Annotated in this window: 11 protein-coding genes; 6 read left to right on the forward strand and 5 right to left on the reverse strand. The window is 37.2% G+C overall.

Annotated features, from left to right (window positions below; all coding sequences use genetic code 11):
• Positions 1 to 67 precede the first annotated feature (67 nt).
• From N9R04_RS01575 to N9R04_RS01585, 3 genes are all read left to right on the forward strand, one after another.
• Positions 68 to 1,078, forward strand: a complete 1,011-nt coding sequence (locus N9R04_RS01575) for an amidohydrolase family protein (protein WP_262854048.1) — start codon at positions 68 to 70, stop codon at positions 1,076 to 1,078.
• A gap of 334 nt (positions 1,079 to 1,412) precedes the next feature.
• Positions 1,413 to 1,514, forward strand: coding sequence for a type I toxin-antitoxin system Fst family toxin (locus tag N9R04_RS01580; RefSeq protein WP_262854049.1), 102 nt, complete (start codon positions 1,413 to 1,415; stop codon positions 1,512 to 1,514).
• A 716-nt stretch (positions 1,515 to 2,230) separates the two neighbouring features.
• Positions 2,231 to 2,524, forward strand: a complete 294-nt coding sequence (locus N9R04_RS01585; RefSeq protein WP_262854058.1) for a general stress protein — start codon at positions 2,231 to 2,233, stop codon at positions 2,522 to 2,524.
• Positions 2,525 to 2,942: 418 nt separating this feature from the next.
• On the opposite strand, the gene N9R04_RS01590 is transcribed toward N9R04_RS01585, so the two are convergent.
• Positions 2,943 to 3,731, reverse strand: coding sequence for a trypsin-like serine peptidase (locus tag N9R04_RS01590; protein ID WP_262854062.1), 789 nt, complete (start codon positions 3,729 to 3,731; stop codon positions 2,943 to 2,945).
• 222 nt (positions 3,732 to 3,953) lie between these two features.
• Complete coding sequence (locus N9R04_RS01595; protein ID WP_262854066.1) at positions 3,954 to 4,811, reverse strand: fructosamine kinase family protein; 858 nt, start codon at positions 4,809 to 4,811, stop codon at positions 3,954 to 3,956.
• A 240-nt stretch (positions 4,812 to 5,051) separates the two neighbouring features.
• On the opposite strand from N9R04_RS01595, the gene N9R04_RS01600 reads away from it, so the two are divergent.
• Both N9R04_RS01600 and N9R04_RS01605 read left to right on the forward strand, forming a co-directional pair.
• Positions 5,052 to 6,131: a quinone-dependent dihydroorotate dehydrogenase gene (locus N9R04_RS01600; RefSeq protein WP_262854069.1), complete on the forward strand. Its 1,080-nt coding sequence runs from the start codon at positions 5,052 to 5,054 to the stop codon at positions 6,129 to 6,131.
• Between the two features lie 390 nt (positions 6,132 to 6,521).
• On the forward strand, positions 6,522 to 6,944 hold the full coding sequence (locus N9R04_RS01605) for a universal stress protein (RefSeq protein ID WP_262854072.1): 423 nt from the start codon (positions 6,522 to 6,524) through the stop codon (positions 6,942 to 6,944).
• Positions 6,945 to 7,316: 372 nt separating this feature from the next.
• Here the strand turns inward: N9R04_RS01605 and N9R04_RS01610 are convergent, their stop codons facing one another.
• Entirely contained in the window at positions 7,317 to 8,111 is a 795-nt protein-coding gene (locus N9R04_RS01610) for a Cof-type HAD-IIB family hydrolase (protein ID WP_262854372.1), read from the reverse strand.
• A gap of 344 nt (positions 8,112 to 8,455) precedes the next feature.
• The gene (locus N9R04_RS01615) at positions 8,456 to 9,172 is read right to left on the reverse strand and encodes an epoxyqueuosine reductase QueH (RefSeq protein ID WP_262854075.1); all 717 of its coding nucleotides are present in this window, start codon (positions 9,170 to 9,172) and stop codon (positions 8,456 to 8,458) included.
• A 366-nt stretch (positions 9,173 to 9,538) separates the two neighbouring features.
• Here N9R04_RS01615 and N9R04_RS01620 point away from each other — a divergent pair, with 366 nt between their 5' ends.
• Positions 9,539 to 10,972, forward strand: coding sequence for an APC family permease (locus N9R04_RS01620; RefSeq protein ID WP_262854081.1), 1,434 nt, complete (start codon positions 9,539 to 9,541; stop codon positions 10,970 to 10,972).
• A gap of 287 nt (positions 10,973 to 11,259) precedes the next feature.
• Here the strand turns inward: N9R04_RS01620 and N9R04_RS01625 are convergent, their stop codons facing one another.
• Positions 11,260 to 12,168, reverse strand: coding sequence for an ABC transporter substrate-binding protein (locus N9R04_RS01625; RefSeq protein ID WP_262854086.1), 909 nt, complete (start codon positions 12,166 to 12,168; stop codon positions 11,260 to 11,262).
• Positions 12,169 to 12,234 lie beyond the last annotated feature (66 nt).

A 12,234-nucleotide genomic window follows, 5' to 3' on the forward strand; every position in this document is an offset into this window, starting at 1 on the left:
GGAGGATACTCAACCGTCACCTCGAGGGCTATCTCTAGTACTCAGCCATCAAATGAGGAGGAATATTATGAAATCTATTACGCTTGAAGAACACTTCATAATTGATGAAATACAAGAGGAAATATTAAGTCATCTTGAACCTGATCCGAACGGTGTCCCAGCAGAAGCTACCCTTGAAGCACTATCTGAAAAAACTGGCTTTGATCATGATGATAGTTTAAACAGTAAAGAGAAACATGAAAAACGCATCCAATTTATGGATCAGCAAGACGTACAGTATCAAGTCTTATCATATGGCAGCATGCCGCCTTCTTTACTTAAAGGGGATAAATCAATTGAATTGTGTCGTAAAGCCAATGATCAATTGTACGACTATATTCAACAATATCCCAACCGCTTCCTTGGCTTTGCCACTCTACCGATCAACGAACCTCAAGCTGCTGCTAAGGAGTTAGAACGCTGTATTAAAGATTTAAATTTTAAAGGTGCCCTCATTGCTGGTCGCACAAACAACCACTTCTTTGATACACCTGATTTTGAGATAGTCTTTGCAGCTGCAGAGCAATTAGATGTTCCAATTTACCTTCATCCTTCGATACCACCAAGCGAACATTATCAAGCTTACTATAGCAGTAATACTTATGACGACGCGACAGCTGGAACATTTGCCACTTTTGGCTTTGGTTGGCATATGGACGTAGGTATACAAGCAGTGCGTCTTGTATTAAGTGGTCTGTTTGATCGACATCCTCACCTTAAATTAATCATCGGCCATTGGGGTGAATTCGTGCCGTTCTTCCTCGATCGATTTGACCAAGCACTCATAACTAAAGATTTAGAGAAACCTGTCAGTCAGTACTTTAAAGAGCACTTCTATATTACACCTAGTGGAATGCTGACCACACCTCAATTTGAAATGGTAAAACACTACTTTAGCCTAGAACATATACTTTATTCCGCAGATTATCCTTATATACAACCTGAGACACTCGGTTCGTTCTTAGAACAACTTGATATTGACTCTGAGGCCCAAGAGGCTATATCGTATAAAAACGCACGACAGTTACTCAAAATCTAAAATATATAAGTGACGGGTAAGTTATATTATCTTAGCTAACATAAATCCGCATAGCTTTAGCATCTTCCTATTTTACTTTCTAAATAAAAAATAATTAGCTATAACCAAATTGACACGTAAATCGGTTCGGGATATAGAGTTCTTGAACCAACAGAAGCACTCGGATGAAATGAATTAACTCATCTGAGTGCTATTGTACTGAGATTTATTTTCCAGCCCCAGCATATTTCAACCTATCACAAGTTATCTATAATCACATATTCGTAGATGATATAATAAATAGGTCGCCTATCTCTCTCGGGCGTCAATTTAGACGCAGAGAGGAGGTGTAATTATGCTTGATAACTTTGTTCACATCATGACCACAGTCATCAGTGGTTGTATCGTTGCATCATTTGCACATTGGCTACGCAATCGCAACGATAAGAAAAATTAGGCGACTATAGCCGCACCTAAAAAACCCCTCACTATCGCCGTAGTGAGGGGTTTGGTACATTATACTTAATAACTTTGTTAAGTAAATTATAACACCATAATTAACGGAAATGCAAAGGAGGTAGTTACATTATAAAGAGCAGATCATTCTATTAAACAAAAGTGCATCTAAAGGTTCGTTCCCAGAGGATGTCAATTTCTATATCTCAAAAGAATATGAGCATCGCTATTGTGAAGAGACCAGCCATTTAAGTTATTACCAAGGACACTCCAACCTATTGTCGCTTAGACCCTACCGTAGACTCCGACTGATTTAAATTCTATCGTAACAGTCATACTGCTATATTCAGTTGTTGCAACGCTCTTAACTCTAACGCAAACATCAAATATGGGGGGTTTAGCGTTCCGAAGCACTAGAAGAGCTCTATTATCCTTTAAAATATTGACGGTTTATCACAGCTCATTTTACCTTCAAATATTGTACTTGCTACTCAGTTTTCTGAGAGAATGATTATAAAGAATTCACGAGTCATTTTTCATAACCCCTTTTCTCACAATCTTTTATATGCATTCTATACAATTCAATTTAATTAGAAATCTTTTTCTTCTCTGAAATCGAAAATTATTTTTCCTTTTATGTTTAGAATACGATTCACCGGGCATATGACTAATGTAATCGACGAGCACATAAGAAATCTTGATAAGGAGGTATTTAACATGGCAGACAATAATAACAAAATGAGTTATGAAGAAGCAGGTAAAAAAGGTGGAGAAACTACTGCTGAAAACCATAGTAAAGAATTCTATCAAGATATAGGTGAAAAAGGCGGAGACCGCTCAAATGATAAAGCGACTAAATCAGAAGCGGGCCAAAAAGGTGGTTTACATGCAAGTGGTAAAATGACAAAAGAAGAAGCAGGACAAAAAGGCGGAGAAACTACTGCTGAAAACCACAGTAAAGAGTTCTACCAAGATATCGGAGAAAAAGGCGGAGACAACGCTAACAAATAAACGATATCCCGTGTGGTATGTTATAACCTAAATTGATATTTAACTTTCATAACCTAACCATTCTATTTCATAATAACCGATCTTCAAATCTGTAGCGAGGTCGAGACAAAAGTGTTTAGGATTTGAGTAGAACCGAGCGATGAGCAAAATTGTGTTCCAAATTTTGCCGAATCGTGAGAAGTTCTGTCGACAATCCTGCTTTTGGGACGCCGTTCTTCGGTTTCCCAGAGCACAACAACTTTATGTCTCAACCTCGCTTTTTTTCGTTAAAGTGTGAATGAATTAAAAAACCCCATTACCCATTTGGAAAGGATAATGAGGTTTGTTTCTTACTTAAGGGAGCGGGACCACGAAATCTTTTTATTCAAATTAGATTTCTGCCCCGCTCCCTACATGCTAATTGTGAAACCTAAACACTCTATTGAATGTTGTTCTTCACGAACTGTAACGTATTACCAGTTAGAGGAACAGCGCCATTTGCTGTCTTACTTGCTCCACCGAAGTGGATACCTATAACTTGATTTTGCTTGTTAAATACGGCAGAACCTGAGTTGCCTCCGTATGTACTAGCATTATATTGTAATTGGTCATTGTTGTTTTTCGTTAACTTTCCGAAACTTTCCCACATAGTGGCTACGGGCTTATCAGCAGGATAACCAGTGATTGTCACTTTATCCCCTTTATTAGATTGTGCTGAATCACCTATTGTCGCAGGTTGGACTACATCTCCAATAGATTGCCCTTGCTTGTTCTTATTGAAATGGACAACTGCTAGGTCTTGTTTGCCTGAATACTTCACAATCTTATTAGATTTAAATTGACCTTTAGGATAATTATTTTCACCATTTGCTCCTGGCATAGCTTTGATTTGTCCAGCTCTCACTACGTGTTTATTCGTTAGTAACGTATTCTTACCAACGACTACTCCTGTGGCGATATGACCATCAGCCATGACCACATAACACAGAGATTGATAATGTCCTGAAGTCGTATTTGTTATACGATGACGGTCATTATTAGGTAGTATTATACGATTTTGAATATGATTACTAACCTTTGGACTATTTGTCGTTTGATTATTCGTTGTGGAAGCCTTAGAAGTTTGGTCTTGCTGAGTTGTACTTGCTGCTGATGCGTTCGGTAAACTAATTCCTACAATGCAGGCTAAAGTAATTGCAAAACTTGAAAATATTTTGTTTATTTTCATATCTTTCAACCTCCTTTTCTGTTTACAATATATAACAAAAAACACTTTTATACAAGTTTTGTTAGATTTTTATAAATAATTATTGCAAATAATATCTATTGTTTAGATAACTTTTTTACAACACCATATATTAGTAAAAGACTTAAGATTGATAGAAAAGGAGAAAATTAAGATACGATATTTTAACTCACTCGTTGTCCTTTCTTTAAATATTAAACCTGGCTAATAATTCAATATTTTATTCATTGAACGATCCACACTACCTCGATACATGCCACCAAATTTCAATAAGTGGACCATTAAGATGTATAGCTTATAGAATTCGATACGTAGTTCTGCCCCCTTACTTAAAGGATAAGATTGATGATAAGCCTCGTAAAAATCATTGCTAAAAGCTCCGAAAGCTTTAGTTATACCTATATCAAACTCGCGATCTCCATATAGAGGTGAAGGATCAAAGAGCGCTGGTTGACCATCTGTTAAAAACATATGATTACCTCCCCACATGTCGCCATGTAACAAGGAAGGTTTACTTGTGTGACTTGCTAAGGCTTGAACCATAACATCTCGAACAGCTTGATAAGTGTCACGATCCGCTTCAGTCCATTCACCATTGGCTATTAAATTATCGCATAGTACATCCATGCGCTGATTTATAAACAATTCACTCCATGTATCACACCAATCATTATCAAACGAGTGATCTCCCCCTTCATGAGGTAATTCAAATCCAAATTTACCATCTGGTTGATGATGACTGTGCATCTTAGCAACTAATTTTGCTAGTTCTCGTTGATCTCCTCGTCCACCTTCTTCAAGGTAACTAAGTAGTAAGTAAGCATCACTATTAATTTGTCCAGAACTAATAACTCGCGGAGCAGTAATTCCGGCTTCTTCAAACTTCTCTAGACCTACTATCTCTGCTGCATAGAACTCTTCAGAACGATGGGGCTGGACGAGTAGAAAATATGTCTCTTGACTTGTAGTAACCTTATAAGCTTGATTTACGTCTCCGCCACTGACAGGTTTAATCTGTTTAACATCATCGATTGGCAATTGTTCTTTCCATTCTTGTTTCATTTCTGACCCTCCTCAACTTATTTCATATTATAGTCATACCTTATTTTCAACCATCTTAATCCTTGCTAGCACGCATGCTCACTTCACCTACCTCAGTTTAGCAATATATTAAATCATGGTAATATACCTATGAAAGCACCTCATAAAGTGCTAATCTAAAAGAGATATTAGGAAACGCTATCCTACATACTTTCTCGATAAGAACGATAATTATAATCTAATCAAGATGGAGCGATAATTATGTATCAATTAGTTAAACCCTTGCTTTTTAAAATGGACCCTGAAGAAGCGCATGGTCGAATGATTAAGGCTTTAAAGTTTATTCAAAAACACCCTGCTCTTTTAACACTGACCAATCGTATGTATAACTTTGAGCATCCTAGTCTGACTCAAACTATTCAAGGGATATCCTTCCCTAACCCGATTGGTTTAGCTGCTGGTCTCGACAAATCATGCGAAGTTCCTAAAGCTCTACAATACAGTGGGTTTGGTGCTATAGAACTCGGTGGAATCACACCTAAACCACAGCCAGGTAACCCTAAACCTCGCATGTATCGGTTACCTTCTGACTACGCGCTCATTAATAGAATGGGCTTTAATAACATCGGTATGAACAAAGCACTGAGTAACTTAAGACGCTTTAGTTATTCTCTCCCCATCGGTATCAACATCGGGGTGAATAAAGACACACCTTATGAACGCCGCTATAATGATTACATTAGTGTGCTCGATACCTTTAAATATGATGCTACTTTCTTTACGATAAATATAAGTTCACCAAACACAGCAAACTTACAGAATTTCCATGATAAAGACGAGTTCTCAATGCTATGTAAAGCTATCAAGGATTATCGACAAGAAAGCGATTTAACCCAACCTATATTCTTAAAGCTAACGTCAGATCTCGACTTAGACGGCTTTAAGAACATTCTGCCAGCTATCACTGAAACCTTTGATGGCGTTGTATTAGCTAATACCACACAACAACGAGAGGGACTTAAATCGACTCACAAAAATGAAGGCGGCGGCTTAAGTGGAAGACCGCTTTTTGAACGCAATCGTGAATTAGTGCGTTGGGCATATCGTCAAACTGATGGGCAATTTCCTATCATCGCTACTGGTGGTATCTTTACAGCTGAAGATGCGATTTCGATGTTAAGAAGTGGAGCTTCTTTAATTCAAATCTATAGCTCGCTCGTATACGAAGGACCTGGCCTTACATCTAAGATTAATAAAGCTATTGCGAAGTATCTCAGAGACCATGGTTACGAGAATGTCAGTGAACTCGTCGGTTTAGACCATAAGAATACATCAAATTAAATATCTTAGTTTCACAAATAAAGATTCATGAAATTTTTCAGCCGGCACTTCTAAGTTCTGCCTAACTGAGCGCCTTCTAACATTCTCTTTCTCATTGCTCTCTAGGCAACAGACTAAGTGCTGGCTTTTACATTTCTTGGAAATAAAGAAGATGGATAGTACTTTTTCTGCCCAGTAAAGATTATTTTGTAACACTATTTACTAATAAATTAACCCACTTATGGGAGCGGGACAGAAATCTAATTTGAAAAAAAGATGTCGTAGTCCCGCCCCGGCAAAGACCATTATGTCCCAGCCTCAGCCCTATCCACACTTATTAAAACCCAAGCTTAATATATAATTAATTTTCTAAATATTAGGGTATATAACTAATGAAAGGAGTAATCGTTTATGTATAGTAACATCTTACTCGCGTATGATTTTGATAACTCATTTAACAATGTACCTAAGGAATTAGAGAATTTAACCGCACACAATAACGAGGCTCGTGTAACTATTTTCAATGTTATACCCGAATCTGATTTACAAGCTTCTGTACGTTACGAAGATAAACACTTTGAAGCTCTAGCGGAAGAAAAAGGAGAAGCGCTGACCCCTTTCGTTCAAAAGCTAGAAGACCTAGGTTTGAAAGTTAGGGTCCGTTTTAGCACTGGTAATATTAAAAATTGCATTCTTACTGAAATTGAACAAGAGAATTACGACATCGTTGTAATGAGCAATAAACGTGCGAAACCAGACATTAAAAATGTGCTAGGTAACGTCACACATAAAATCGCAAATAGCGCTAACGTACCAGTTCTCATCGTTAAATAAACTGTGATCGCTTCCTATTCGAAACATCCCCAGTGCCTCTTTCATAGCTATCAATAGAAGCGGACGTCTTGAACGATGCCTACTTATGCATAATATTGGGATGTAAAAAGGTGCACCTTACATAGCTAGAGTTCTAATCTAACTATTAGGTGCACCTCAGTTATTAATTCATCGTTCTACTTCGATTTAATCAGTCCGATAGACTTTGAAATTTTCACTTCTGAGAGGCTTCTTTACCTTGTAGTTCTCCTTAAGCAACGCGCTCTATATTCTTAATCATGTCTAGGCGATTCCTCGCACGATTAGGAAGGGTTCTAAATTCATATTTCCAGCATTTTGTACGCATACCGAGTGGAGTTGAATCTAAATCGCTTATTTCAAATAGGACTCAATCACTTGCAAGACCCCAGAATCATCGTTTGAAGGCGCGCGATGTTGAGCTACACGAGCCACATTGTCACTACATGACTCCATCGCATAACTATGCGACGTCATTTCTAACATTTCAATATCATTATCTGCATCTCCAAATGTTAGTAATTCACTACTCTCAAAGCCCCATTTCTCTAATAATTCCGCTAGTGCATGTCCTTTATTCACTTCAGTTAGTATAAGGTCAATACTATTGTTGCCGCTTGTGACTGGGCGGACAGAATCAAATTTCTCCTTAATGATTTTAACTACGCGCTCGACTTCATTGTCAGGTACGCGCAATGCAATTTTGACAATTTGGTTATCATTAACTTGGTGCAAATTAGGGACACGTTCTTTGTGATAATAATATTTATCTACGTAATGATAGAAGTCTTCAGATCTATCCTCTCTAACATAGGCACATTCAAGCGCGCTCACTACGATATCAAATACTCCTAATTCCTCTTGAGCTAACGTCAATAATGAGGTTACCGTATTTTCCGGGAAATAATGTGCCGTAATCAATTCACCACCATCGACTGTGACTGCCCCGTTTTCAGCTACGTAAGTGATATCATCTTTATAATTAGGGAAGAAAGATTGTAATTGGGCAAGTTGATTCCCACTCGCTACTATAAATTTAATATTGTGTTCTCTCATAGATTGATAGACTTTATCGAAATAAGCTTTATCAAGTGTGTTATCAGATTTGAATAGTGTTCCATCTTTATCTGTCGCTATTACCTTAATCATATATTTCACCTTTCTTACTCTTCACATTTACAGATAATACACCTTACCCTATTTTCCAACCCGTTCACACATTGAAACGAGAAGTTAATCGCGGTTAACGATCAGTAAAAGCTGCACAGCTGTAAATCATTAAGACAACATTGATCGATTTCAATCATTTTCTATGTCTTCTCTACGCTCTAAAGAGGTCGGGATAAAAGCGTTGAGGAGTTAAGCAGAACCGAACGATTAATAACATTGCTTTCCAAATCTTGTCGACTCGAGAGCGTACCCGTCGACAATCTTGCTTCTGGGACGCCGATAATCGGTTTCTCGGAGCACAGAAACTATATGTCTCATCTTCTTTAGAATTGTTCCAAGAAGGCTTTAGCGTCTTTGTTAATTTGCTTAAAGTCTATACCTTGATCCATAGCAGCAAATACGCAACCACAGTAACACTGTCTAAAAATATTGTAGTCGTTACACATTTCAATAGAGCGTTCGTAACCTTTATTCTTTTTGAAGTCTCCAGGTAAATAATTTACATCGTATATCTTTTGAACGTCCATACCTATTTCATTAATTAACTGTGCATTCTTCTTAGGAGATAAAGTTAGAGCACTACCGAAATAATCATATCCGTACTTAACTGCAGCTTCAGCTACGTACTCTAATCGCATCTCAAAACATGCTGTACAACGTAATCCCCCTTCAGGCTCGTCTGTTAAACCTCGTTCTTTAGCCATTTTCATAAACTCATGTGGTTTATACGGTGCCTCAATATATTTAACATGTGCGCCGGTTCTCTCATTAAAGTCCTCCACAAATTGCTCTTGAACTTTAGCGCGTCTTAAATATTCATTTTTGGGATGTATATTCGGATTAGCAAAATAAATGGCAACATCAGCATATTGTGTTAAGAATTCTAAGGTATATGTACTACAAGGTGCACAACAACTATGGAGTAGAATACTAGGACGTTCCCCCTTGCGTTCCCAGTCGTTTATCATTTTTCTTAGGACCTTATCATAGTTAATCTTCTGATTCTTCATCTTAGCTACGATTCCATCCATTTCTATCATATAATCACCCTTTTATACTGTATTCCAATAAATTATAGCAATTCTTATTTATAACTTGTAGTGCGATTTTAATATTAATGATAAAATCTGTAGTGCTATTCAATTTGAGCAATGAACTGGTTGCTCTATTCAAGCCAAATATGCGTTTTCAATCTCAGTTTGTATTTCTCATCCTGGCTAAATGACGTTTCGTTTCCTTCATTATTCAAAGAGACGACTGCCATTCTACGATACATACCGATACTTTTATAAAAATTTATTTCATAACATTGAGAATTGTCTAACTATTTTAAATAAAATATGGTATGATATACATTATCTTCTCTGTTCGAATTGAATAGAATTAAATTATTAGGAGGTTTACTCATGGGAGGGTTTACTCAAAAGATCTTTAAAAAGGAAGATCCATCAGTCTATCAAGATAAAGATTCTCATCTTGAACGTACTTTAAGAGTACGGGATGTTATTGCTCTAGGTGTAGGGACGATTGTGGGAACAGCTATCTTTACTTTGCCAGGTATTGTGGCTTATCAACACACTGGCCCAGCAGTAGTATTGTCATTTATTTGTGCAGCTATTGTCGCAGGTCTTGTGTCCTTTACTTACGCTGAGATGTCTTCAGCCATGCCATTTGCAGGTTCCGCATACTCTTGGATCAACGTCATCTTCGGTGAGATTTTCGGTTGGGTTGCCGGTTGGGCACTTCTAGCTGAATACTTTATAGCGACCGCTTTCGTTGCATCAGGTTTCTCAGCAAACTTACAAGGATTAATTTCACCATTAAATATCCACCTACCTAAGATGCTGACCACGACGATGGGGAAAGGTGGCATTATCGATATCATTGCTGCTCTAGTAATTATAGTGACAGCACTTGTCTTAGCTTACGGTGTTTCAGAAGCAGCACGTGTTGAAAATGTACTCGTTATACTTAAAGTTTTTGCGGTATTACTGTTCATTGTTGTAGGTCTTACTGTGATTCATCCAGAGAACTACGTACCATTTATCCCGGAATACGTTGAAGGTAAAAACGGTGCGTTTGGTGGATGGCAAGGTATTTATGCAGGTGTCTCTATGATCTTCCTTGCGTATATCGGATTTGACTCTATAGCAGCCAACTCTGCCGAAGCGATCAATCCACAGAAAACGATGCCTAGAGGTATTATAGGCTCATTACTCATTGCAGCGGTCCTGTTCGTTTCTGTATCTCTCGTCCTTGTAGGTATGTTCAAATATACCGAATACGGTAATACTGCTGAACCTGTAGGTTGGGCTTTACGTCAAAGTGGTTTCGGTATTGTTGCAGTTATCGTTCAAGGGATTTCAGTCATCGGTATGTTTACAGCGTTAATCGGTATGATGTTAGCTGGTTCACGTCTTGTTTATTCTTTCGGACGTGATGGCTTACTACCATCCTGGTTAGGTAGACTGAATCAAAAGCATTTACCGAACAATGCATTGTTATTCATTACAATTATCGCTGTACTTATCGGTTCAGTATTCCCGTTTGATTTCTTAGCACAGCTTATATCAGCAGGTACTCTAATTGCTTTCATGTTTGTTTCAGTAGGTGTATTTGCACTGCGTCGACGTGAAGGTAAAGATATTCCAATGCCAAGTTTCAAAATGCCTTTCTACCCAGTCTTACCTGTACTTGCGTTAATAAGTACAATGGTCGTATTCTGGGGACTTAGTTCAGAGGCTAAGTTATATACACTCGGTTGGTTTATACTTGGTTTAGTGATTTACTTAGTATATGGTGTACACAATTCGAAAAAGCATAAGCAAGATCGATCTTAATACAACTAAGTGAGCCCTTAATTATGATAAGGATCAAAATAGTGAGAGGACAGACAGCACTAATCTAAGTGATTCAGTGTTGATGATGGGATAAAGACAACGATATCCATTAAATGTCTGTCTTGACTTCTACACTAGAGCTTTCACAATTTAATACAAAGCTAAAAGCCAGCACTTAGTCTCATACCTCAAGGGTAAATCCGACTAATCAGTGCTGGCTTAAATATTTTATAAGCTTAATTGTAACTGTTTGAAACACCGCGGGATGATGCCCTAGTTTCTCTCAACTACTTATGACCTAATAATTTGTTCTTTAGGTCTTTGCGTTCATACTCTAGTGAATATGGATCATTTAACCAGTAAATCCCTTCATCCACTTTAATATTATGTCCTTTTTTTACCGCTTTAGTATTTTTCCAGAAGTCTTTATCTTCAAATGATAACTTACTATTTTGTGCTACCGGTGTAATGACATAATCGCCTGTCATATCTGGAATCTCTTCGTCTGAAATTTGAGCTAAATCATTCTTTTTAGTTTCTTGCTCAACTTTGGCTGGCATCTTCATTCCAAATGAATCATAGAGTACTTCGCTTCCATGTCCATACGTTTTACCTAAAGCATAAACTTTCTTATTAAAGTCTTTAATAATTGAAACTGTAGTATTGTCACCTAAGTGATCTTTAATCTCTTTACTATCGTTCTTCGTACGTTGCTCCCATTTATCTACCCACTGTTGTGCTTTATCTTCCTTACCTACCAATTTACCTAATTCTTTATGTTGTTCTTTATAATTATGTTTTTGATAATCATAACTCACAGTTGGGGCAATTTTATTTAGCTTTTTAAGATTTTTATCTGTATTATAAGTAACAATTAAATCTGGTTTTAATTTAGCTACGCTTTCTACTTTTTCAGGATTAACTTTCTTTACGTCTTTGAATTTTTTCTTCAACACTTTACTGTCATCAACTAAATTCGCCACACCGACTATGTGAGTATCTAATTGCTTTAAACCACCTGCATATGTAGTACCAAGCACAACGACGCGTTTTGGATGCTTAGGAACCTTTATTTTTTTACCGTCGTCTTGCTTATATGTCTTCATATCTTTTTTATCAGATTTATCGCTGTTACTCGTTCCACATGCTGATAGAACGAGTACGAGAATAATTAAGGGGATGAGTAACTTTTTCATATATATACTCCTTTTTCAATTAGTTTAGTTTATTTTCAATTATACATCGTATAAAATATTATTCAA

It is taken from the genome of Staphylococcus marylandisciuri, from assembly GCF_025519785.1.
In the GTDB taxonomy this organism is placed as follows: Bacteria; Bacillota; Bacilli; order Staphylococcales; family Staphylococcaceae; genus Staphylococcus; species Staphylococcus marylandisciuri.

Bases quoted from the DNA above. Each gene is read 5' to 3' on its own strand.
- N9R04_RS01575 (WP_262854048.1), top strand. From the start codon at position 68: ATGAAATCTATTACGCTTGAAGAACACTTCATAATTGATGAAATACAA.
- N9R04_RS01580 (WP_262854049.1), top strand. From the start codon at position 1,413: ATGCTTGATAACTTTGTTCACATCATGACCACAGTCATCAGTGGTTGT.
- N9R04_RS01585 (WP_262854058.1), top strand. From the start codon at position 2,231: ATGGCAGACAATAATAACAAAATGAGTTATGAAGAAGCAGGTAAAAAA.
- N9R04_RS01590 (WP_262854062.1), bottom strand. From the start codon at position 3,731: ATGAAAATAAACAAAATATTTTCAAGTTTTGCAATTACTTTAGCCTGC.
- N9R04_RS01595 (WP_262854066.1), bottom strand. From the start codon at position 4,811: ATGAAACAAGAATGGAAAGAACAATTGCCAATCGATGATGTTAAACAG.
- N9R04_RS01600 (WP_262854069.1), top strand. From the start codon at position 5,052: ATGTATCAATTAGTTAAACCCTTGCTTTTTAAAATGGACCCTGAAGAA.
- N9R04_RS01605 (WP_262854072.1), top strand. From the start codon at position 6,522: ATGTATAGTAACATCTTACTCGCGTATGATTTTGATAACTCATTTAAC.
- N9R04_RS01610 (WP_262854372.1), bottom strand. From the start codon at position 8,111: ATGATTAAGGTAATAGCGACAGATAAAGATGGAACACTATTCAAATCT.
- N9R04_RS01615 (WP_262854075.1), bottom strand. From the start codon at position 9,172: ATGATAGAAATGGATGGAATCGTAGCTAAGATGAAGAATCAGAAGATT.
- N9R04_RS01620 (WP_262854081.1), top strand. From the start codon at position 9,539: ATGGGAGGGTTTACTCAAAAGATCTTTAAAAAGGAAGATCCATCAGTC.
- N9R04_RS01625 (WP_262854086.1), bottom strand. From the start codon at position 12,168: ATGAAAAAGTTACTCATCCCCTTAATTATTCTCGTACTCGTTCTATCA.